General features: G+C 62.7%; 19 protein-coding genes and 1 pseudogene. 6 read left to right on the top strand and 14 right to left on the bottom strand.

The window, feature by feature from the left end; genetic code table 11:
- Positions 1 to 51: 51 nt before the first annotated feature.
- Positions 52 to 663 carry a DUF1442 domain-containing protein gene (locus J3O30_RS13650; protein WP_207580848.1) on the bottom strand — a complete coding sequence of 204 codons (612 nt, stop codon included), beginning with the start codon at positions 661 to 663 and terminating at the stop codon, positions 52 to 54.
- Positions 664 to 930: 267 nt separating this feature from the next.
- On the opposite strand from J3O30_RS13650, the gene J3O30_RS13655 reads away from it, so the two are divergent.
- The 3 genes from J3O30_RS13655 (at position 931) to J3O30_RS13665 (ending at position 2,766) form a co-directional block, all read left to right on the top strand.
- Positions 931 to 1,704, top strand: coding sequence for a siderophore-interacting protein (locus J3O30_RS13655; RefSeq protein WP_207580849.1), 774 nt, complete (start codon positions 931 to 933; stop codon positions 1,702 to 1,704).
- A gap of 129 nt (positions 1,705 to 1,833) precedes the next feature.
- Entirely contained in the window at positions 1,834 to 2,325 is a 492-nt protein-coding gene (locus tag J3O30_RS13660; RefSeq protein ID WP_207580850.1) for a MarR family transcriptional regulator, read from the top strand.
- 27 nt (positions 2,326 to 2,352) lie between these two features.
- Positions 2,353 to 2,766, top strand: coding sequence for an NUDIX domain-containing protein (locus tag J3O30_RS13665; RefSeq protein ID WP_207580851.1), 414 nt, complete (start codon positions 2,353 to 2,355; stop codon positions 2,764 to 2,766).
- Between the two features lie 45 nt (positions 2,767 to 2,811).
- Here J3O30_RS13665 and J3O30_RS13670 read toward each other — a convergent pair whose 3' ends face one another.
- The 3 genes from J3O30_RS13670 to J3O30_RS13680 all read right to left on the bottom strand — a co-directional run bounded on the left by J3O30_RS13670 (position 2,812) and on the right by J3O30_RS13680 (position 5,810).
- Positions 2,812 to 4,110, bottom strand: a complete 1,299-nt coding sequence (locus tag J3O30_RS13670; protein ID WP_207580852.1) for an epoxide hydrolase — start codon at positions 4,108 to 4,110, stop codon at positions 2,812 to 2,814.
- A gap of 126 nt (positions 4,111 to 4,236) precedes the next feature.
- Positions 4,237 to 5,310 carry a DUF3095 family protein gene (locus J3O30_RS13675; RefSeq protein WP_207580853.1) on the bottom strand — a complete coding sequence of 358 codons (1,074 nt, stop codon included), beginning with the start codon at positions 5,308 to 5,310 and terminating at the stop codon, positions 4,237 to 4,239.
- A gap of 104 nt (positions 5,311 to 5,414) precedes the next feature.
- On the bottom strand, positions 5,415 to 5,810 hold the full coding sequence (locus J3O30_RS13680; protein WP_164012059.1) for an Ohr family peroxiredoxin: 396 nt from the start codon (positions 5,808 to 5,810) through the stop codon (positions 5,415 to 5,417).
- Positions 5,811 to 5,954: 144 nt separating this feature from the next.
- Here J3O30_RS13680 and J3O30_RS13685 point away from each other — a divergent pair.
- Positions 5,955 to 6,293 (top strand): annotated as a pseudogene (locus J3O30_RS13685) (SAM-dependent methyltransferase); the annotation flags it as partial.
- Between the two features lie 45 nt (positions 6,294 to 6,338).
- On the opposite strand, the gene J3O30_RS13690 reads toward J3O30_RS13685, so the two are convergent.
- The 4 genes from J3O30_RS13690 to J3O30_RS13705 form a co-directional block, all read right to left on the bottom strand.
- Positions 6,339 to 6,686 carry a CAP-Gly domain protein gene (locus tag J3O30_RS13690; protein ID WP_207580854.1) on the bottom strand — a complete coding sequence of 116 codons (348 nt, stop codon included), beginning with the start codon at positions 6,684 to 6,686 and terminating at the stop codon, positions 6,339 to 6,341.
- A 136-nt stretch (positions 6,687 to 6,822) separates the two neighbouring features.
- A complete protein-coding gene (locus tag J3O30_RS13695; RefSeq protein ID WP_207580855.1) occupies positions 6,823 to 8,136 on the bottom strand; it encodes an extensin family protein in 1,314 nt (437 codons plus the stop codon).
- Between the two features lie 206 nt (positions 8,137 to 8,342).
- Positions 8,343 to 9,911 carry a heme peroxidase family protein gene (locus J3O30_RS13700; protein ID WP_246762670.1) on the bottom strand — a complete coding sequence of 523 codons (1,569 nt, stop codon included), beginning with the start codon at positions 9,909 to 9,911 and terminating at the stop codon, positions 8,343 to 8,345.
- A 482-nt stretch (positions 9,912 to 10,393) separates the two neighbouring features.
- A complete protein-coding gene (locus J3O30_RS13705; RefSeq protein WP_207580856.1) occupies positions 10,394 to 12,211 on the bottom strand; it encodes a methyl-accepting chemotaxis protein in 1,818 nt (605 codons plus the stop codon).
- 288 nt (positions 12,212 to 12,499) lie between these two features.
- Here J3O30_RS13705 and J3O30_RS13710 point away from each other — a divergent pair, with 288 nt between their 5' ends.
- Positions 12,500 to 12,886: an acyl-CoA thioesterase gene (locus J3O30_RS13710; protein WP_207580857.1), complete on the top strand. Its 387-nt coding sequence runs from the start codon at positions 12,500 to 12,502 to the stop codon at positions 12,884 to 12,886.
- A gap of 339 nt (positions 12,887 to 13,225) precedes the next feature.
- Here J3O30_RS13710 and J3O30_RS13715 read toward each other — a convergent pair whose 3' ends face one another.
- The 5 genes from J3O30_RS13715 to J3O30_RS13735 all read right to left on the bottom strand — a co-directional run bounded on the left by J3O30_RS13715 (position 13,226) and on the right by J3O30_RS13735 (position 18,586).
- Positions 13,226 to 14,410, bottom strand: a complete 1,185-nt coding sequence (locus tag J3O30_RS13715; protein WP_207580858.1) for a DUF1501 domain-containing protein — start codon at positions 14,408 to 14,410, stop codon at positions 13,226 to 13,228.
- Between the two features lie 10 nt (positions 14,411 to 14,420).
- Positions 14,421 to 15,932 (bottom strand): DUF1800 domain-containing protein, encoded by a 1,512-nt coding sequence (locus tag J3O30_RS13720; protein ID WP_207580859.1) that lies wholly within the window; start codon positions 15,930 to 15,932, stop codon positions 14,421 to 14,423.
- A 121-nt stretch (positions 15,933 to 16,053) separates the two neighbouring features.
- A complete protein-coding gene (locus J3O30_RS13725; RefSeq protein WP_164012071.1) occupies positions 16,054 to 16,401 on the bottom strand; it encodes a DMT family protein in 348 nt (115 codons plus the stop codon).
- 371 nt (positions 16,402 to 16,772) lie between these two features.
- Positions 16,773 to 17,582 carry a class I SAM-dependent methyltransferase gene (locus tag J3O30_RS13730; RefSeq protein WP_207580860.1) on the bottom strand — a complete coding sequence of 270 codons (810 nt, stop codon included), beginning with the start codon at positions 17,580 to 17,582 and terminating at the stop codon, positions 16,773 to 16,775.
- Positions 17,583 to 17,704: 122 nt separating this feature from the next.
- Positions 17,705 to 18,586, bottom strand: coding sequence for an NmrA/HSCARG family protein (locus tag J3O30_RS13735; RefSeq protein ID WP_207580861.1), 882 nt, complete (start codon positions 18,584 to 18,586; stop codon positions 17,705 to 17,707).
- A 101-nt stretch (positions 18,587 to 18,687) separates the two neighbouring features.
- On the opposite strand from J3O30_RS13735, the gene J3O30_RS13740 reads away from it, so the two are divergent.
- Entirely contained in the window at positions 18,688 to 19,602 is a 915-nt protein-coding gene (locus J3O30_RS13740) for a LysR family transcriptional regulator (RefSeq protein WP_207580862.1), read from the top strand.
- Between the two features lie 11 nt (positions 19,603 to 19,613).
- Here J3O30_RS13740 and J3O30_RS13745 read toward each other — a convergent pair whose 3' ends face one another.
- Entirely contained in the window at positions 19,614 to 21,080 is a 1,467-nt protein-coding gene (locus J3O30_RS13745) for a SulP family inorganic anion transporter (RefSeq protein ID WP_207580863.1), read from the bottom strand.
- Positions 21,081 to 21,105: the final 25 nt, after the last annotated feature.

Consider the following 21,105-nt stretch of genomic DNA (forward strand, 5'->3'; position numbering starts at 1 on the left):
CCGGCATTCGACGCAGCCGGCCTGATCGCTAAAACCAACCTCGCCTCAACCTCAGTCGAAATGGCTGACCTCGAGCCCGTTGCCGACCGGCAGCAGCACACTTGATATGCCCGGCTTGGCGCGGATGGCTTCGCCGTAGCGTCCGACATCGTCGCCTCCCGGACGCAGCATATTGTCAGCGACGATGATCGCGCCCGGATTGAGTTTGGGATAGAAGGCCTCGAGGCAGGGAAGGTAGAGATCCTTCCAGAGATCCACAAGCACGAAGTCGATGCCCTGAGAAAGCGCGCCGATCATCTGGACTGCGTCCCCGACCTTGAATTCGACGTGGTCGGCAAGACCCGCCTTGACGGCCATGTCGCGCGCATAAGCCGACTTGTAATCGTGCATTTCCATGGTGATCAGCCGGCCGCCGGAGGCACGCGCGGCGTCTGCCAGCCATATCCCTGAATAGCCGAAGGAGGTGCCGAGTTCGAGAATGGTCGGCGCCCTGAGGCTCCTGGCGATGATATTGATGAACTGTCCGGTCTCTGGTCCGACCGCGCGCAGCCGCTGGTCCTGTCCGCCATCGCGACCGCCCGGAGGCAGCTCGCGCGGGCTGTTGTGCTCCGTCTCGATCATCGCGTGATAGATGCTGAGCACTTCCTCGATCCTGCTGTCCATCGGGCCCGCCCTTCCGTCCTTGCGATTGATGGCCGACTTTGCCCGACCGAATTGGCTGCGAAAAGTTAAACTTCGGCAATCATCGGATTTCGCAGCCGCCATGCGGTTGCACGCGCCGCCACCGTCGGCTACATCAAACCCGTCAATGGCCGGGTCACCCGGCCACGTAAGCGTTAACGTCACTCAACGCGTATGATCGAACGGCTTTGCGGCTTCGATCTGCGCGACTGTGTCCTGCGGATCGAGTTTCAAAGCTCCTGAGGACACATGGACAACAATCAACCCAAAGACCAGACGTCGCCGGCCCCTGCCATCGAGCGGGTGCGCCACGACACGCCACGGCGCACGCTGACGGCCGAAAGCGTCGTCGATATCACCCCCGGCATGCGCCGCATCACGTTGACCGGCGACGATCTTGCCGATTTCATCAGCCTTGCGCCCGACGACCACATCAAGATTTTCGTACCGGCCGCCGATGGCGGAGAAGAGCGCCGTGACTACACGCCGCGCCGCTATGATAATGCCGGGCGGAAATTGACCATCGATTTCGCCTTGCACGAGGCAGGCCCGGTGACGCGGTGGGCGATCGGCGCCCGCCCCGGCGACAGGCTCGAAATCGGCGGGCCAAGAGGCTCCGCCGTGGTTTCCGCGAACGTCAAACGATGGCTGCTGATCGGCGACGAAACGGCGCTCCCGGCGATTGGCCGCCGGATCGAGGAGAGCCCCGCCGGAACTATCATCACCACAGTCGCAGCCGTCACCGGCCAGGTGGAAGAGCAGACCTTCGACACGTCAGCCGAATTGCACGTCCACTGGGCGCACCGGCCTCTCTCCAAGGCAACCGATGCCGCAGCCCTGCTGAAACTGCTGGCCACGGTCGATATCCTGCCGGAAACTTTCATCTGGGTCGCGGCGGAAGCCTCGGTGACACGCAATATCCGCGCCTATCTGCTGACGGAAAGAAGCTACCCGCTCGGCTGGATCAAAGCGTCCGGTTATTGGGTGTTCGGCAAGGCTGATGCGACGGAAAAGTTCGCTTAAGCCGAAGAGCTCGACACTGGCCGCCGCTCCGGAAATCGGGGCGACGGCCGGATAAAACACCGTCTTTACCATTGCGATTTAATCGGATGCGATATATATAATTGATAAATATTGAAACAGGATAGGCCCATGCCCGCATCTAAAGCAAAACAGCCCGCATCAAACTCCCCTAAGACTGATGGTGACGGCCGTAAGCTTTCGAACTTCCTGTGCTTTGCGGTCTATTCAGCCAATCTCGCCTTCGGCCGCGCCTACAAGCCGGTCCTGGACGCGATCGGCCTGACCTATACCCAGTATATCGCCATGGTCGCCCTTTCCGAGGAGGACGAACAGACCGTCAGCACGCTGGGGGAAAAACTGTTTCTCGAATCCAACACGCTGACGCCCATTCTCAAGAAGCTGGAGTCAGTCGGCTTTATCACCCGCCATCGCGATCCCGCCGACGAACGGCAAGTGCGGGTGAGCCTGACGCCGGCGGGACGCGATCTTCTCGAAACCGATCCCAGCTCCGTCCTGATCGACGCCGTCGGCCTCGGCGATGATTTCCCCGTCGTACAGAAATCGGTGACGCGGCTGCGCGACAACCTGCTACGGGCACAGGTCAAACCGGAAAAATCATGATCGCGACACATGTCGGCACCTGGTGATATGCCCGAGATCGCAATCGGCGCATTGATTGTGAATGCGAGCGTTCTACTCGCAAGGCGAAGTTCCGAACGCAAGACGCACGCGGATCGGTGGAGCTTGCCGGGCGGTCATGTCGAGAGCGGCGAAGACGCCGAGACGGCGATGCGCCGGGAATTGTGGGAAGAAATCGGCGTGACGCCGCAGCACTGGCAATCGGCAGGAATGTTCGTTTCGGAAAGCCCGCCCGGAGCATCCGCCACATTCCACGTCTATCACGTCGATCGATGGCAGGGCTCCCCGCGACTTATCGGTGATGAACACACAGCGCTCAGATGGTTTGCCGCCGCCGAGATAGACTGCGAAACCGAGCTGGCACCGCCTCAGCTCGGTGAAATCCTCGCAAAGCTCGTCTCGCAGCAGAGCCGCAAAGAGTGAAGGCGCGTTGCGCGAACCCGGTTCGGCACAATGCACTTTTTTGCCTTACTGGCGCAGCGATCCAAATGCCGTCCTCAGCTCAGCCGCCATAGCCATAGGCTGTTCCCAGGCGGCAAAGTGGCCGCCTTTGTCGAGCCTGTTGTAGTGAATGAGTTTCGGATAGGCCTTCTCCGACCAGCTCTTCGGCGCCGCATAGATTTCGTCGGGAAAGGCACTCACGGCAACCGGAATCTTGATGCCCCTGGGGTCGAAAAAGCCTCCCGATGGAAAATGCGCATTGTCCCAGTAGAGGCGTGCAGAGGAGATTGCGGTATTCGTCAGCCAGTAGAGCGTGACGTTGTCGAGGATATCATCCTTCGTCAGCCCCTCAGGCTTTCCGTCGAAAACACGGGCGATCATCTGGTAGCTGCGTATGTCGTGGTCGAGCATCCAGGCCGCGAGACCGACCGGCGAATCGACGATCCCGTAGAGCGTTTGCGGCCGGTTGTTCATCTCGATGGCGTAGCCCAGCCCATTCTTGTAGAAGTCGTCGAGCTGATCCCAGGCGTGCTTTTCATCGGGCGAGAGGCCTGCGGGCGGCGGCCCGCCGGCGGCGAGCGCCTTGGCGATATCGGCCGGAACCGTGGCCGCCATGTTCGTGTGGATGGCGAGCAATCCCGGCGGTTCCTGCAAAGCCATCAGCTCCGTGACCGCATTCCCCCAATCGCCGCCCTGCGCCACGAACCTGGTGTAGCCGAGGCGCTGCATCAGCGTCACCCAGGCACGAGCAATGCGAGGAGGATTCCAACCCGGCGCAGTTGGCTTGCCGGAGAAGCCATAGCCTGGCAGTGATGGGATCACCACATGAAACGCGTCCGCTTCGCCGCCGCCATGCGCGGTCGGGTCGGTGAGCGGCTCGATGATCTTCAGTTGCTCGATGATCGAGCCAGGCCACCCATGGGTGACGATGATAGGCAGCGCATTTTCATGCTTGGAGCGGACGTGGATGAAGTGGATATCCAGCCCATCGATCTCGGTGACGAACTGCGGCAGCGCATTGAGCCGGGCCTCCATCTTGCGCCAGTCGTAATCCCTCGCCCAATGGTTCGCGAGCTTCTGGATCGTCTCGCACCGTACGCCCTGGCTATCATCCGTAACGGTCTCCTTGTCCGGCCAACGGGTCGCCGCGACGCGCCGGCGCAGATCGTCGAGCGCCTCCTCGGGGAAGTTGACGCTGAAGGAGGTAATCGTCTCGCCGCTCGCCTCGGCGCTCCCGGTCCCGCCAAGCATGCTAATGGCCCCGGCTGCCGCGGTGGCGGCCAGCAGTTCGCGCCGGGTGGGCATTGATAGGGATGTCGGTGACATGACGCTTTCCTCTCCGTTCGATCTGCAGGAATGGACGAGGATCGACTGGCCGACCTCGTTGCAACAGTAGGTCATTCGCGTCTGCCCGGACTATGCGCCGGGGCTATGGAGGGGTCAATTACCCTGTCAGGCTATGTCTCGACCGCCGCGAATGGGCCTCTCAGGCTGACGCGATGCCACGGCAAGGGCGCCCTCCTCCATCATCTCGGCCGCCTTGGCATAACCGCCGTCCATTCCATCGAGGAAATGCAGGTGCGAATCCGGGCGGCCGGATGGCACGAGGCAGGTCATCAGCGCATGCGACTGGCGGTGCAGTCCGAAATCGACCTCGCCGCGCGCCCGCGCCGCAATGAGCATGGCCTCGACGCCGTCGATCTGCTCCGGCGCGCAGTCGAGCGTCAGGCGCAGGCCGTCGTCGAACTTGCGGAAATCCGAATTGGAGGCGACCTCCGACCAGTGCGGAGCATCGACCCGCTTTCCGCCGTCCCTGTGGACAGCCATATTTCCGGGAAGTGGATGAGACCGGCGCGGCGCGGCGTCGAAAACCCCAAGCACGCGCTTCGCCAGCGCCGCAAAGACCTCTGGGCTGGTATCGTCACGAGGCTCGACCAAGAGCGACAGGATCTCACCCCGCTGGCTTGGGAACGGCGCCCAGTCGCAGCTCAGGCCGGTCAGGTTAGGCCTCATAGCATAACGGCCGGGCTTCACCAGATAGCACCCATTCTTGATCTGTCGCTCCGCCCATTTGAGCCCGCCTCCGGCAAACATCGCATAGGTCGCACTCTCGGAAGCGGCATAGCGCGCGATCCTGACATCACGTCCATTCGCGCGGATTTCGCCGACAGTGACGAGCCCAACACGCAGGTCGAGATGAAGATCGGATTTGGCAAAGCCCGCCACATCACGCAGGGCCGATGTCGCGGCCATGATGCCATTCGCCGACAAGGCGAAGGCCGCTCCGTCTCCGCGAAACACGAAGGGGAAATCGAACGAGCCCCAGGCATTGCCGAGTGCGGCGATGATCGATGCGCCGGCATAATTGACGTCTTCATAGCGCCCGGAGCGGATCGCCTCAGTCGAGCTGACGACGTCGGTGATGCCGATCAGCCAATCGTCAGGCAGCGGCTCGTAGACCTCGGGATCGAGCACAAGCGAAAACTCGTCATAGGCCCGGCGCAGCTGCGCATCGCTGTTGATCATGGCACGTCCTCCGATCGGCAGGGTTGCTGCCAGCTCAGAAACGGGTCTGCCGCCGATCGGCAGACCCCCGCTTGGAATGTCGGCGCGAGGCCGGCCCTTCCCGTTCAGACAAGCTTGGTTTCGACGTCGATGTTGCCGTGGACCGCCTTGGAATAGGGGCAGATGCCGTGGGCTGCCTCGATCAGCTCCTGCGCGATCTCGCGATCGATGTCTGCCAGGCTGACATTGAGCCGTGCACGCAGGAAGTAGGAGCCGTTGTCGCCGTTGAGCGTAATCTCGGCATCGACTTCAGGACCGGCCGGCAGCGTGATCTTCCGCTGCGCGGCAGCGAGCTCGATGGCGCCGATATAGCAGGCCGACCAGGCGGCGCCGAACAGGTTTTCGGCCGCCGGATGCGGCTGCGGCAGTTTGATGTCGAGCGTGCCATCGCTACTGCGCGCATAGCCGTTGCGGCCGCCGGTGATGTGGGTCTTGCCGGCAAAGAGAAGCTTCTCGGTCATGATTCATATCCTTTCGGTTTGATTTTTACGCGCATCCGATTTGATCGGATACGCGTTAATAGGCCGAACCGAATTCGATGTCAACACTATTCCGATTTAATCGGATACGATTTATTTGGAGAGCAAGAAGAGCCCGCTCAACCCAACGGCGTCGGCAACATGTGCGAGGTCTATCGCCTGACGACCGTCTTCGGCAGCGCCCCGACCGATCCGGCCGCCGAAGCCTTTGGGCATGACGCCGCCGAGCAAGTGATGCGGTCGCAATTCGGAAACATGGCAATGTCGCAGTATCCGGCAAGCATGCGGATCACCGAGCCTGAGGATGCTTTTCTGGCGCTGACCTCCTATCCGCCCGGCGAAGGCGCCGACGAGCCTCAGCTCAGCCGCTTCCGCCAGGCCATCGCCGATGCCTTCCGGCAAGGCGGCAGCGCGCTCGATGTCAGCAAGGAGACCGGGCTGTTCCTCAGCAGGAAGCCGGCCTGATCGGATCACGGCCTTCCATCGCGACCGGCCGAGGCAGACCGGCGCTCAGACCTTTTCTTTCTTCTTGATCTTTTCCTTCGGCTCCACCGGTGCATCGGGCGTCGGGGCCAGAAGCTTGCGCAGCGATGAAATCTTGTCCTTCACCAGCGGCCGGAAACGCGTCGCGCGATAGGGCATGTCGGCCGCGCCGTAACCTTCCGGCCCGTCGTCATTGCCGCGATTGATTTCCGCGAGCTTCACCCCGATGAACGTGCCGTCGATATAATGGGTATATTCGCCGACCCAGCGGATCGTATAGATCTCGCCCTTGCGAATGAGTTGGTCGATGCTGACATGCTTGAAGGTATCGTTAATACAGACGACCTTCTGGCCGACATGGAAATCATAGCTCATGGATCAAACTCTCGAACGGCAATCCGCTTGACCGATCTATAGCGCGCCGGACCGCAGGGATGAACCATTTTCTGCCAGCGGGCTTTTTTGCCGCGACAAAGCCGCACCCGCGCGCCACGGTTCAAGGCGAAATGCATCAGTCGCAATAGGCCTTGCTGCTCTTGCGGGACCGCAGATCGAAATGGAAATGGTTCCAGTGTTCGGGGTTGCTGCCAGGGCCGAGCACGGTATTGAAATAGCGGCAACTGTCGCTGCGCACCGCCTTCAGCAGCCGGCCTTCGCGCAGCGAAAAGAGACCCTTTTTGCGTACGTCGATCTCGTGGCCGTTCTTCAGCACGAACTTGCCGACGTCGATCGCGTTGCCGCGAGCGTGTTCCGACATCGGATTGTATTTCTGCCGGCTGTTGTTCATGCGCCGGCAGGAATAGCCGCCGAGCGGCTGGATCGTCTTGATGCCGCTCCAGTAGCGGTAGCGGGCGGACGGTGCCAACTCGTTCTTCACCCATTTGGCGAAGGCGAGCGTCACCTGGCAGTTCAGCGTCACCGCCGGCTGCACGCCAATATTGCCGGAAAGCCCCTTCAGCGACACCGGATAGGGCACCTGACAGGCAGGCCCGTTGGAAATCGGCGCCTTTTCGTCGAAGAGCACACCCATACGCTTCAGCTCGCGCCGGCAGGCAAGCTCGGAGGTCGGCATGACGCTGGGGTCGACGGGTGCCGCCGGTTCGCTCATCATCGGATTGTTCGGTCGCAGCATCGCGACCTCTTCGCTTTCGTCCTCTTCCGGAACGCGTGACGGCGCCACCACAGGGCTGCCGTCGTTCCAGGCCGGCGCCCGGCTCATTTGCGCTTGTGCCGCCGGCTGCGGCATCGCCCGCGGTACGGGCTGGCGTAGCGGCTGGTTCACCTGCTTCGGGCTATCGGTGCCGATTCCGTCAACGACCGGCTCCGTCGCATTTCCCTCGGCGATCTGCTGCTGTTGTTCCTGCGCCAACCCGACGACCGGCTCTGCCCCAAGCTCGTCATCCATATTGACGCCGCCGGACGGGACCGCAAGGTTCTGCGTGCCGCCCCAATTGCTGCTCGACTGGCCCGCCGCCAGCGCCTCGTCGCTGTCGATCATCGGCAGGCGGCCCCTGCGCGCCGCCGGCGCGGCATGGCCGGCGCCGGCAAGGTTCGGCGTATCGAGGTAGTCGACGGACCCCTGGCTATTGCCGGCAGGCGCACTGGAAACTGGATAGGAGGCCTGGCTTTCCGCGGGCGCAAGGCGCTCCGAACGCGCCATGCGGACCGAGGGCGCCATGCGCGCCGCCGGCGAGATCGAGCTCACTCTGGTGCCGTTGTCGACATTGGCCGGCGGCACAAGCCCCTCGCTGATCGAACAGGTGGTCAGCGACGCCGAGAGCAGCAGGGGCAAAAGGGCTCGCCGAGGAAAGGAAACAAACGCCATACTCTTATCGCTTCCGCAGGCCGACTGGGCAGTGACAGAAAAAACTCACTCCAATTTTAATTAAGAACGGTGAATGAAAACTTACCGGCACAATCTGAACGCGACGAATATGAAAAAGGCCGCTTTCGCGGCCCTGAGATTGGCGATAGATGCAACTTTTGCTCGGCGTCCTCCCCGGCCACTCCCGCAGCCTTGCTCGACATCGGCTACCTGTTGGTGAAATTGATCAGATCCGCCATGGTGAAATGCCCCGCCCCTGCGCTCGGCAATGTCGGCCGCCATTTCGGCCATTGCGCCAGGAAGGAATGCCGATCCTCGCGGATCAGGCCGGCGATGACCTCGGCGATGATCGTGCCGCCGACCGGCCCGAGATGCTGGCTGTTTCCAAAGATCTCCGCCTCGCGCAGGATGTAGAACCACAACGGCGCGTTATCCTTGAAAATCCCGGACTGATCGCTCAGCAACGCGCCGCGCGCCCGCTTCCTCTCGGCATCCTCGCTGTCGAACAGCTGCTCATCCGACAGCGCCTCCATTTCCATATGGCGCGCCACCGCCTGGCCGGAAGGCAGTCCGAGCCGCCAGCCGCGCAGCAGGTTCAAGGCGGCGAGCGCCCTGCGGATATGGATCGGCTCCCTTTGGTGATCGGGCAGGCTCGTCAGCGGATCGACCAACGTCGTATCGAGCTTGTAGGAGGGCTGCGGCAGGACTGCGCCAGCCGGCGGCGCCCCTTCGGGCGCGACCCCGTCGAAGAAGAAGGCCCAGTCGATCGCCCAGAAGTCGGGTAACTCGCGAAAACCGTTCAAATTTGCCCGCGGGTGCTGGATCACGTCAGTCAGAGAGAAAATCGGAATGCGATTGAACTTTGCCTTTTTCCCGTTGAACCGCTGCTCGATCGGGTCGGGCCTCGTGACGGTTCGGTTCAGCGAATAGCTCGGTCTCACCATTGTATGACCGTATCGGTATGCCGCCACCGAGAATTCGACGGGGATGAAGGCGTAGCGGCCCTGTGGATTGTAGAAGCGGACATTCGGCTTTTCGCCTCTCCCGACGATGACGCGCTCGTAGGTCTCTTTGCCGATGATACGGGGCAGGAAATCATGCAGGACGATCCACTGGTAGTGCCAGCGCACCGTCTGCTGACAGAGCCCGAAATCGCGGCTGCGCGACGTATCGACGACCTTGTTGTGGAACCGGAGGAAGGTGGCGTGGAGCTGCGAGACGATCACGTTTTCGTCGTTGCGCTTGTCGCCGAGCAGCGCGCGCCGGATTTCGGCCGCGTTCCTCGGCAGATCGGGGCGGCTGTTTCGAGTCTTGTCGAAATCCTTGTCGTCCCCGAGCAACAGATGAAGTTCATCGTCCTCGTAGAGGAAAGGCTGATCGGCCGGCCCCGAACCATAGACGGAGTCCAGGTCGAGGCGTGGCGTACGGAAATCCTGCAGAGCATCCGGATCGTTGAAGCGGTCGAGCGACGAGACCGGATCGAATGTGATGTCATGATCGAGAAACTGACCGAAATAGGTGAATCCGGCAGGAATTGCCGGGTTCTCGTCTTCGGGCTCCCGCTCGTCAAGCGCGACATCGACGGGTTTTCCCTCTTCGATCTTCTCGGCGAACTCCCCCTGGAACATCGTTTTCGCAAGATCGGTGAGTGCATCCTCGGTAAACGCGGCGGCCGGCAGGTTGCGAAACATCCTCCCGAATCTCTGGTCGCGAACACTCGAATGCGCGACGCTATCCATGCCTCTTACTGGCGAACCATGCTTGCTGCGAGCCATTTCGGCCTCCCTCGGTTACTGAACTGGAATGCGGCAGCGATGCGATGAGGGGCAGCGTTATCGGATGCGGAGGACTGGAATCCTCGAATTCGGGAGACACACGACGGCCATGCCAAGGCCGCCGTGGCCGTGGTCCCGGATAGTTTGCGAAATTGGAGAATTATGGTGGCTTCCGCAACGACAGCAATCGCTATCGTCGAAATGCCCTGCCCTCAACTACAACCTGAATGAAGCATAACGGAGGATAAATTGCAACGAGATTCGCTTATGGATTGAATCTGCTGCCTTTTACCAAGCACATCGCCTGGGTATATCAGCCTGAATTTCTTGGAATTCCGCCGGTCCACGATCCTCTCTACTCCGGATCATGCTGCGTCGCGATTCCGCGATGATGCCGCCACAACGAAAAAGAGCCGTCGTAGCGGCTCTTTTCCTGACGTTCCGATCTGAAGCTGTTTCGAGGCGTTGCTTCGCTCTTCTACTCACGCGGCCCGCGTATACCTCGCTTCGGCCCGCTGCTCCGCGCGCAGGCGGAAATTCGCAAGCAGCGTCTTCAGCTGGGTGCTCTCGTCGGCAAGCGTGCGGCTTGCCGCCGTCGTCTCCTCGACCATTGCCGCGTTCTGCTGCGTCATCTGGTCCATATGATTGACGGAGCCGTTGATCTCGTTGAGCCCGGTCGACTGCTCGCGGGCTGCCGTCGCAATCGATGCCACGTGGTCGTTGACGCGGTTGACCAGCCCTTCGATCTCCACCAGCGCCTCGCCCGTCGAGCGCACCAGCGCCACTCCGCCCTCGACTTCCGCCGCCGACCGGCTGATCAGCGTCTTGATCTCCTTGGCCGCATTGGCCGAACGCTGCGCGAGTTCGCGCACCTCCTGGGCGACGACGGCAAAGCCACGGCCCGCCTCGCCGGCGCGCGCGGCCTCGACGCCGGCGTTCAGCGCCAGAAGGTTCGTCTGGAAGGCGATCTCGTCGATCACGGAGATGATCTGGTTGATGCGGCTCGAGGATTCCTCGATGCGGCCCATCGCCGTCACCGCATTGCGGACGATGTCGCCGGAGCGCCCGGCGCTGACTTTGGTCTCGGCCACCATCTCGCGCGCCTCGTTCGCCCGCTCGGATGCCGTCTTGACCGTCGCGGTGATCTCGTCGAGTGCCGCTGCCGTCTCTTCGAGGGCTGCCGCCTGCTGTTCGGTGCGCTTCGACAGATTGCCGGTCGCTTCGCTGATGTCGTTGGCGCTCTCGTTGACCACGCGGCTCGATTCGGCGATCGCCTGGATAACGCCGTTCAACGCATCGACGGCGGTGTTGAAATCGCTTCTAAGCTTGGCGTAATCCTCGCCGATATCGTCGATCGCAACTGTCAGATCGCCGCCTGCGAGCTTTTCCAGGCCAACGCCGAGCGCCTGCATTGCCCGGTTTTGCCGGTCGGAGGCCGAGCGCAGGCTTGCCTCGTTGCCGCGTCGCTCATCCTCGATCTGCCGCTGCCTTTCATCTTCCCGTCCGCGCAGCGCGCTGCGTTCGTCGACGGAGTCGCGCAGCACCAGCAATGCCTTGGCCATCTGGCCGATCTCGTCGCGCCGGTCGCTGCCGGCGATTTCCACTGACGCCTCTTCGGCGGCGATCGCATTCATCGCCGCCTTTAGCCGGGCGATCGGCGCCGTGACGCTGCGCACGATGGCGTAAGCGATGGCAATCGTGGCGGCGGCCCCGAGCAGGCAGAGCACCGCCGCCCAGATCGCGTTCTGACGATAGAGCGCGGCAAGATCATCGGCATAGACCCCGGTGCCGACGATCCAACCCCAGGGCTCAAAACCGGCGACATAGGAATATTTCAGCACCGGCTGATCGGCGCCCGGCTTCGGCCAGTAATAGTCGACGAAACCCTTGCCATCCTTCTTCACCTTGTTGACGAATTCGACGAACAGGAATTTGCCGTTCGGATCCTTCATCTGCGAGATATCAGTGCCATTAAGCGCCGGCTTGATCGGGTGCATCACCATGGTGGGATGCATGTCGTTGATCCAGAAATAACCGTCGGCGCCGTAGCGCATCGCACCGATCACGTCCTTGGCGGCCGCCTGCGCCTGTTCGCGGGTCATCGTGCCCGCCTGCTCCATCCTGTAATATTTGTCGAATATGCCGAGCGCCGTCGCATCCATCTGCGCCAGCCCCGCCTTCCGCTCCGCTTCCAGTTCGGAATAGGAATAGTTCAAAAAGAACACCATCGTCGCCGCCAGCACGGCAAGGGTGAAGCCTACGAGGCAGTAAAGGCGGGTGGAAATCTTGACGTTGCGCATGGGGTTCCCGGCGATTCTCGTAAATGATGTAGACCCATCTTGAATTGCCGGAATTACTGGAGCGTAAAGCTTATTTAGAGAATGATTAAATACCGTGAGGGAAGGCCGAAGCACTTAAAGTCAACCGTTTGAAATCGAATGGAATTTCGATAGGCAACGGCTGCAATATTTTTCGCCGCGCTTAGCTGCAGCGCCGGGCCATGCCGTCTTTTACAGCCCACAGCCTTTGCACTAGGCTATCGTCCAGTGAATCGCCGGCCTACGGCCCACACCAGATGGAGACCCTTGATGACCGATGCCGCCAAACCGAGAGGCGAATTGACGCTCAGGACGCTTGCCATGCCCGGCGATGCAAATCCGGCCGGCGATATCTTCGGCGGCTGGGTCATGGCGCAAATGGACCTTGCCTCAGGCATCCGCGCCACCGAGCGCGCCAGAGGCCGCGTCGTCACCGCCGCCGTCAAGGAAATGGCCTTCGAGCTGCCGGTCAAGATCGGCGACACGCTGTCGGTCTATACCGATATCGATCGCGTCGGCCGCACCTCGATCACGCTGATCGTTGAAGCCTGGGCGAACCGTGCACGTTACGCCAAGATGGAAAAGGTCACAGCCGGCACCTTCATCATGGTGGCGCTCGACGAAGACGGCAAACCGAAACAAGTTCCCGAGGCGTGACGGACCAGGGGTCGAGAGCATGGAAATGGTCGGCTCGCCGGAGGTCTTCCTTCACATCAAGGTGGTGATGGGCATGGTTATCAGCTCGCAGGCGGCACCAGCAACGATCAGCCGGTGCCCCGTTAGGGGCCTCGAAGACCAGGGCGGCGGTTGACGCCGTCGAGCAGCGTCCATTTGCCGAGGCCGGTGGCCAGCCCCGTCCTTCGAGGCTTCGCCCTGTGGGCTACGCACCTCAGGATAAGGCTGGAGAGGGCGGGCCGGCATCCTTGCTCTTCGCCTACGCTCCGAGCACTGAACTTCTTGGGTACAAGCGAATGACGGGGAGAGCGGGATTTCTCCTCACCCACGCAAAAACTGCGACCCCTTGTCAAACCCCAACCCGGGAAAGATCTTCCCCGTCAGATCATCCACGCCGACATCGAACTGCCGATACAACATCGCCGCGGCGAGTTCGCGCACGTCGGCGGTCGGCATCAGGTCGCGGTCGTCGAGCAGCTGACCGTCGCCGATGCCCGGCCAGCGACCGAGGATGCGGCCGCCGTTGATGGCGCCGCCGGCAAGCAGGGCGCAGCCGCCGGTGCCGTGGTCGGTGCCGGCGGAGCCGTTCTGGCGGGCGGTGCGGCCGAATTCGGTCATGGCGAGCACCACCGTCTTTGCCCAGATCTCGGCCCCAAGCGTCGTCTTCAGCGTGTTGATCGCCTGCGCCAGATCCCGCACCGGCCGCTTGAACTGGCCGGCCTGGCCGATATGCGTGTCCCAGCCTGTGATCGAGAAGCTGGCGATGCGGTAGTCGCCCTTCAGCATGTTGGCCGCAAGCGCTGCCACATCGGCGGTCTTTTCGCCGCGCTGGCCATCCGGCTCGACCATCATCGAGGCGGTGTCGGCCCGCGTTGCCTCGGCAAGTGCAGCAGCAAACGGCGGATCGCCGGCATAAAGCCGCATCAGGAATTGCATCTCGTCGCGTGCCGGCGCCAGATTGGAATCCGACGCCCAGACGTCGACGTCGTTCGGGCCGGAGAGAATAAGCTCCGTCGAGGGGTTGACGTCGATCGCCTTGCGCGCATCCGAGCGCGGAATGGCGGCGAGCGCTCGGTTCAGCCAGCCAGTCTTTTCCTCGGCGACATGTTCGCCGCCGGATTCCAGCATGTCCTGCCCATCGAAATGGCTGCGCTGGTCGCGATAGGGCGTCGACACCGCGTGCACGAAGGCAAGCTCCCGGCTCTTCCACAGCGGCATCAGGTCGGCAGCGGCGGGATTGAGGCCGAAATGCCCGTCGAGATCGAGAAGCCCTGTATCTGGCGTCAGCGCCAGCGTCGGCCGGAGCGCGGCAAAACCGGCATCGCCATAGGGCTGCACTAGGTCCAGCCCGTCCATCGCGCCGCGCAATACGATGGTGACGAAACGATTGTCTCCCGGCATCGCCGCAAAGGTGACCGGCGTGAAGACGGGGGCAGCGGCCAGACAGCAGGCCGACGTCAGAAAGCCACGGCGGGAAAGCGAGATCCGGTTCATGGACAGCGTCATGACGAGCCTCCTATCGGCGGTTGAATTCGGGCGATGCCAGCACCAGCGTCAGTCCGCTGATCTTGTTCGGCGCCTGCGACACGACGCGGATCGTCTCATCGCGCGCCGCATCGGCAAGCGTCGATTTCAGAAATTCGCGCGGATCCTCGTCGCGCCCGAACTGTGCAGAAGCCCGCCTTGCCCAGGCCAACCGCTCGGCAAGCTGGCTGCCGGTAATCCAGGTGGAGAAGCCTTCCTCGAAGCCGGCCGGGCTCGGCGGCAGCCAGGTCGGCTGGCCCATGCGCTTCAGCGCCCCCTGCCCCAACGCCCGCGCCGTCCGGAAGGCCTTGAGCCGCGTGTCCCTCGCCTCGCCGGCAGGACCCGTCGCTACAGGCGACCCTGCCATTCCAGGCGTATTCGCCGCCATGTCGCCCTCATCGGTGCCTTGCTGGTTTGCCGCCAGGAAACTGCCGACGACGCCGTTGACCGGCCCCGCATTCAGCGCCCTCAGACCCGCAATGACATAATCGAAAGGCTGGCGCGCCTTGGCGCCTTCGTCACGCCAGGCGGCAGGATGGTCGAGCATGGCGGTGTAGACGGCTGTGAGATCACCATCCGTCTTCTTCCAGGCCATGGCCATGTCGGACACCATCCCCTCGTCGGGCTGGTCGGAGATAAAGTGCACTGCAAGCTTGCGGCTGATATGCGCCGCCGTCTTCGGGTGGATGGCGAGATCGTCGAGCATGTCGAGATAGTCGTCGCGTGAGCGCTTGCGCCCGCCATAGCTGACGCCGAGCACCTCATGCGTGCCGGGCTCTGAGATACTCGGCCGGAAGGCGATGTCCATCTCCTTGCGGTCGATGGTGAGCCCCGTCAGCACCATGGCCGCCGCCGTGACATCTGCCTGGCTGTAGCCGCTGCCGGCGCCGAGCGTGTGCAGTTCCAGCAGTTCGCGACCCAGATTTTCATTCAGTCCCTTGTTGCGCTTGATGCCGCCGGCTGAATCCGGCCCGAGCGAATCCGCCTGGTCGAGATAGATCAGCATGGCCGGATGGGCCGTGGCGCTGCGCAGCAGATCACCGAACCCGCCCGACATGAACGGCCGGATCGCCTCGGCCTCGTAGAGCGGTACGATAAGGCGCATCGGCAGGCTTTTATTGGCGCTGGTGGAGAAATGATTGGTCCAGAAGGTCGCCAGCCGCTCGTAGAAGCCGTACGGCGACAGCACCGCCTGCATCAGGCGCAGATTTACATCGTGCTGGAACTGCTGCTGCGCTTGCCGCTGCACGCCCTTCCGCATCTCGCGCTGCGTCGTATCGTCGGTCACCGACTTGGCGTCCTGGCGGATCTGCTTCAGTTGCTCCTGCAGGCTGAGGATCGCGCGGTGGCGGGTCTCGGGTCCGCCAAGCGGAAAGTCCGGCGTTGCCGCCGCCCCCTTGCTGAGCTGACCGATCAGGTCGTCCTTGCTTTGCGGCGGCGCCTCACCCGGACGGAAACCATAGCCGAACCGGATCGCCGCCATCGTCGGGAAAGAGAGGCTCATGGCCGGTCAACTCCTGATCACGTGGTAGTGACAAGCTGCCAGCCGATTGCGACGCCAATCTGTAGGAAATGTGGCGATTTCCGGACATGGACGATTTGTAATCTGTTGAAAAAATTAAAGTTTATGCCCGGAAGATAAAGGATGCCCCGATCGCGATGAGCGCGAAGCCGATCGCATGATTCCACGTCAGGTTCTCGCCGAGCCAAAAGATCGAGAAGCCGGCAAAGACCAGCAGCGTGATCACCTCCTGCATCGTCTTCAACTGGGCCGTCGTATAGACCGCCGAGCCGATACGGTTGGCCGGCACCGCCAGGCAATATTCGAAAAAGGCGATTCCCCAGCTGACCAGGATGGCAAGGAAGATGGCACTGCCCTTGTGCTTGAGATGCCCGTACCAGGCAAAGGTCATGAAGATGTTGGACGCAAACAGCATGACGACGGGCCAGAGGGCGGCGGGAGAAAACGACATGGAATAACTCGGGGCTGTGGAGCGGGCATAGGTAATCCGGCCAGATACCGGCAGGCCTTACCTAGCACGCCACCATTCGACGGCAAGCCCCAAGGCTCAGACCAATCGTCTCACGCCGGCGCGACGATGTGGATCGGTGATCGGGGTATTGCACCACGGCTCTGGGGGCCGCGGCATCCCCGACGCCCCTCATGCTGAGGCGCGCAGCCCGAGAGGGCGGAGCCTCGAAGCACACGCCAACATTACTTCTTGCTTTCATTCGGTGCCGGCACGCCCGCCTCGTCCTTCGAGGCCCTGCGGGGCACCTCAGGATGAGGCTCTCTGGGGCGCCCACGCATGCTCGCTATCTCGGCAGCCGTCACAACCGACACCTAACCGCCATCCGGCACCCTGCCCCGACACGCCCACGCCACCGACGCGAAGGACCGCGGCCCGTCGGGCTCGCCGGCCTCATATGCCGCCCTGACCGCGCCATCCACAGCCGTTCGCTTCGCCGGATCCAGCCCAGCGACATACTTGCCGAGCGGCCCCTCACCGGCGGCAATCGGTTCCCAGTAATCGTCGAAGGAGAGGTATTCCATCCGGATCAGCAGCGATGTCTCCTCGACGTCGACAAGGCCCTGGCTGACGAAACTTTCCTTCATTTCTCCCGGTCGCATCATCGGCTGAAAACAATATCGGCGGCGCAGCGGCAACGCCTGCTCATCGAGCATGACAACAGTGTCCCACATCATCCGCATGCCGGACATCCCGCCATAGTGGTCCCAGACGGCGGCGGCGACCATGCCGCCCGGGCGAACGACACGGCGCATTTCGGACACCGCCTTTCCCGCCTCCGGCACGAAATGCAGCACGAGCAGCGACATCGCCCGGTCGAAGCGGTTATCCTCGAACGGCAGCGCGCAGGCATCTGCCTGTCGGATCGCGATCCGCGGATCGGTATTGCGCCGCGTCGCCGCCTCGACGAAAACCGGCGAATAATCGATGGCGGCGATCTCCTTCAAGCCTGGTCTTTCCGCCAGCGTAAAAGCCAGACTGCCGGTGCCGCAGCCGACATCGAGCACTCGATCCCCATCCGCCAATCCGGCGAAATCGATCAGCAGCGGCGCCAGCCTCTTGCTCCAGCGCCCCATCAGCCGCTCATAACCATCCGCACTTTCGACATTGAAACTCGACGGCATCGAAGCCTCCCTCTTCAAGAACGATGGTCTATCGCCGTAGAGCCGAGCGATCCGTCGCCTCGCACAAGGCGCGTCGGGCTCTCCGTCGTCCCCGGTTCAAGCCGGGAACGACGGAGAGTGTATCAGGCGGATGCCTTGCCGAGAACGCTCCAGTCGAAGCCGCGCGCCCAATCGGCATAGCTGTGCCAGCCGACATCGGGGAAATCGCGGCGCAGGGCAGCGATGTCGACATCGTAGCCGGTGCGGTTGAACCATTCGAACATCAGCGCCGCGTCCTCGCTCTGCTGCCGCATCGCGGCGATCGGCAGTTCGCGGTAAGCAATCGGCCGATCGAGCGCCTCGGATAGGATCTTCGCCTGCTGCTCGCCGGACAATTCGTCGCCGGCAATATCGAAACGCTTGCCGAATACCTGTTCGCGCCGCTCGGCCAGTGCTGCGACGAAAGCGCCGATGTCGTCGATGGTGACCTGCTGCAGCAGCCGGGTTGGCGGCAGGGCCGCGGCATAGACGCGTTGGCGCAGCCCGTCGATCGCCCAGGGCGCCACGGTATTTTCCATGAAGGCGACGGGCGCGCTGATCGTATAGGGAATGCCGAGGCCTGCGATATGCTTTTCGACGAGGTACTTGCTGTCGAAATGCGGAATGCCGGTCTTCTTGTCGGCATCGCCAACGGAGGAATAGATCAGGTGCCCGATTCCGGCGGCCTTCGCCGCATTGGCGACGGTGATGCCCTGGCGCGTTTCCGCTTCCGTCCCGGCCTCGTAGCTGTTGCCCATCAGGAACATCGTGTCGACGCCGTTTGCAGCCTTCGCCACGGATGCGCCGTCATTCAGATCGCCGGCGACGACCTCGACCCCTGCCGCAGCCAACTGCTTTGCGCCGTCGCCGTCCGGCTTGCGCGAGATCGCCTTGACGCGGTGTCCCCGCGCGATAAGCGCACGCACGACCGCGCCGCCTTGCTGGCCGGTGGCGCCGGTGACCAGAACGCTTCTAATGTTGCTCATCTGTCTGCTCCTTGTTTGTGACTGACGGAGCAAAGTTAGGGCCTGTCGCATTGAACCATAATGGCTTATAGTTGAGAAACATCGTACCACATCAGGATACAATGCTCGACCTCAACGATATCGTGATCTTCGCCCGCGTCATCGAGGCCGGCAGCTTCACCGCCGCGGCGCGGCTGCTCGGCATGCCGAAGACAACCGTCAGCCGACGCATTGCCGCTCTCGAGCGCGAACTCGGCGTGCGCTTGCTGCAGCGCACGACCCGCAGCCTCAGCCCGACGGATGCCGGCCGCCTCTATTACGAGGAAAGCAGCCAGGCGCTCCGCACGATCGAAGGCGCCAACCTGCGTCTTGCGGAAGCAAGAACCGAGCCTGCCGGCACGATCCGCATATCGGCGCCGGTCGGCTTCGGTGGCCACTTCCTGCAGGATGCGATCTTCGATCTTCTGGCGACCTACCCGAAGTCGAGGGTCGAGTTGCGGCTGACCGACGACAGGCTGAATCTCGTCGAAAACGGCATAGACCTCGCCTTCCGGACCGGCATCCTGGAGGATTCGACGCTGATCGCCCGCAAGCTCGGCTCGACGCATCGCTTGCTCTGCGCGAGCCCCGACTATCTCGCCCGCTGCGGCGCGCCCGATCGCCCGGCGGATCTCGCCCGCCACCACTGCGTCATCGCCGGCCAATCCACCCATGCGCAATGGCTGCTTGAAGGCCCGCACGGACAGGAAACGGTCTCGGTCTCGGGGCGCTTTGCCGCCAATGAAATGCAGGCGGTCATGGCCGCAGCGATCGCCGGTTATGGCATCGCCCGACTGCCCCATGGGGTCGCCAATGCCTGCATCAGGGATGGGCGGCTGTGCCGCGTTCTCGACGGTTACACGACCCCGGTCGGCGGCCTGCACGTCGTCTATCCGAGCAGCCGGCACCTGCCGCCTCTGGTCAAGACCTTTATCGAACTCGCCGCCAGACGGTTGAACGCGGGAGCCGATGGCAGCGACGACTTCGCCATCATATAGCGGTAGCCCCGTCACACCCCCTCCAGCACCACCTTGCCATCGAGGCTTTCGATCAGCATCGAACTGGCCTGGTTGAGGCCGGCAACCTCCACAGCGATGCCATGCGCCCGGAAGCGCTGCACGACCTTGTCGAGTGCGGCAACGGCGGTGATGTCCCAGAAATGCGCCTCGGAGACGTCGATCAGCACGGTCTTGCCGATCGCGTCCTGAACGTCGAAGGCCTCGACGAAGACGTCGGCGGAGGCAAAGAACACCTGGCCGGACACACGGTAGATGCGTTGCCCGACGGCTTGATCAGGCGCCACCTCGATGCGCAGCAGGCGGGCGACCTTGAAGGTGAAGAACACGCCGCTGAGCAGCACCCCGACCGTCACCCCAAGCGCCAGGTTGGCAGTGAAGACGGTGACGACGACGGTCGCCACCATGACGGCGCTCGACATCCGGGGATGAACGACGACCGCTCTGAGCGACGACCAGTCGAAAGTGTCGATCGATACCATGACCATGATCGCCACCAGCGCGGCGACCGGAACCTCGGAGACCCACGGCTTCAGCAGCACCATCAGGATCAGCAGAAACGCCCCGGCAAACAGCGTCGAGAGCCGGCCGCGCCCGCCATATTTCACGTTGCTCACCGTCTGGCCGATCATGCCGCAGCCGGCAATGCCGCCGAATAGGCTCGCGGCTGCATTGGCAAGGCCAAGACCGGTGCATTCGCGGTTCTTCGAACTCGGCGTATCCGTGATCTCGTCGACGACGCTCGCGGTCATCATCGATTCCAGCAGCCCGACCATGGCGATGGCAAGTGCGGGTCCGGCGATGATCCGGAGGGTTTCCAGCGTCAGCGGCACCGCCGGCCAGCCGAACACCGGAAGCGAATCCGGCAGTTTGCCGAGGTCGGCGACGGTCAGAACGGGAAGTCCGAACCCGATCGAGGCGACGGTCAGGATCAGAACGCAGATCAACGGCGACGGGATCGCCGTCGTGATCCGCGGCGTCAGATAGATGATCGCAAGCCCGGCACTCAGCACGGCATATTCCGTCCAGCCGGCGCCGATGATGTGCGGCATCTGCGCAGCAAAGATCAGGATGGCAAGCGCATTGACAAAGCCGGTGCGCACGGATTTCGACACGAAGCGCATCAGCACGCCGAGCCGCAGCAGGCCGAACACGATCTGCATCAGCCCCGCCAGCAGCCCGGCCGCGAAGAGATAGGGCAAGCCGTGGGCATGCACCAGCGGTGCCGCGACCAGTGCGACCGACCCGGCCGCCGCCGAAATCATCGCCGGGCGTCCGCCGGTGAACGCAATGACGATGCCGATGACGAAAGAGGCAAACAGGCCGACCTCGGGATCGACCCCCGCCACGAATGAAAAGGCGATGACCTCGGGGATCAGGGCGAAAGTCGCAACCGCACCGGCAAGCATTTCGCGCGTGGGATTGGCGGACCAATCACGACGGATGGAGGAAAGCAGCATGGATAGAGTCTCGCAAAGCATGGCC

Source organism: Rhizobium sp. NZLR1 (assembly GCF_017357385.1).
Classification (GTDB): domain Bacteria; phylum Pseudomonadota; class Alphaproteobacteria; order Rhizobiales; family Rhizobiaceae; genus Rhizobium.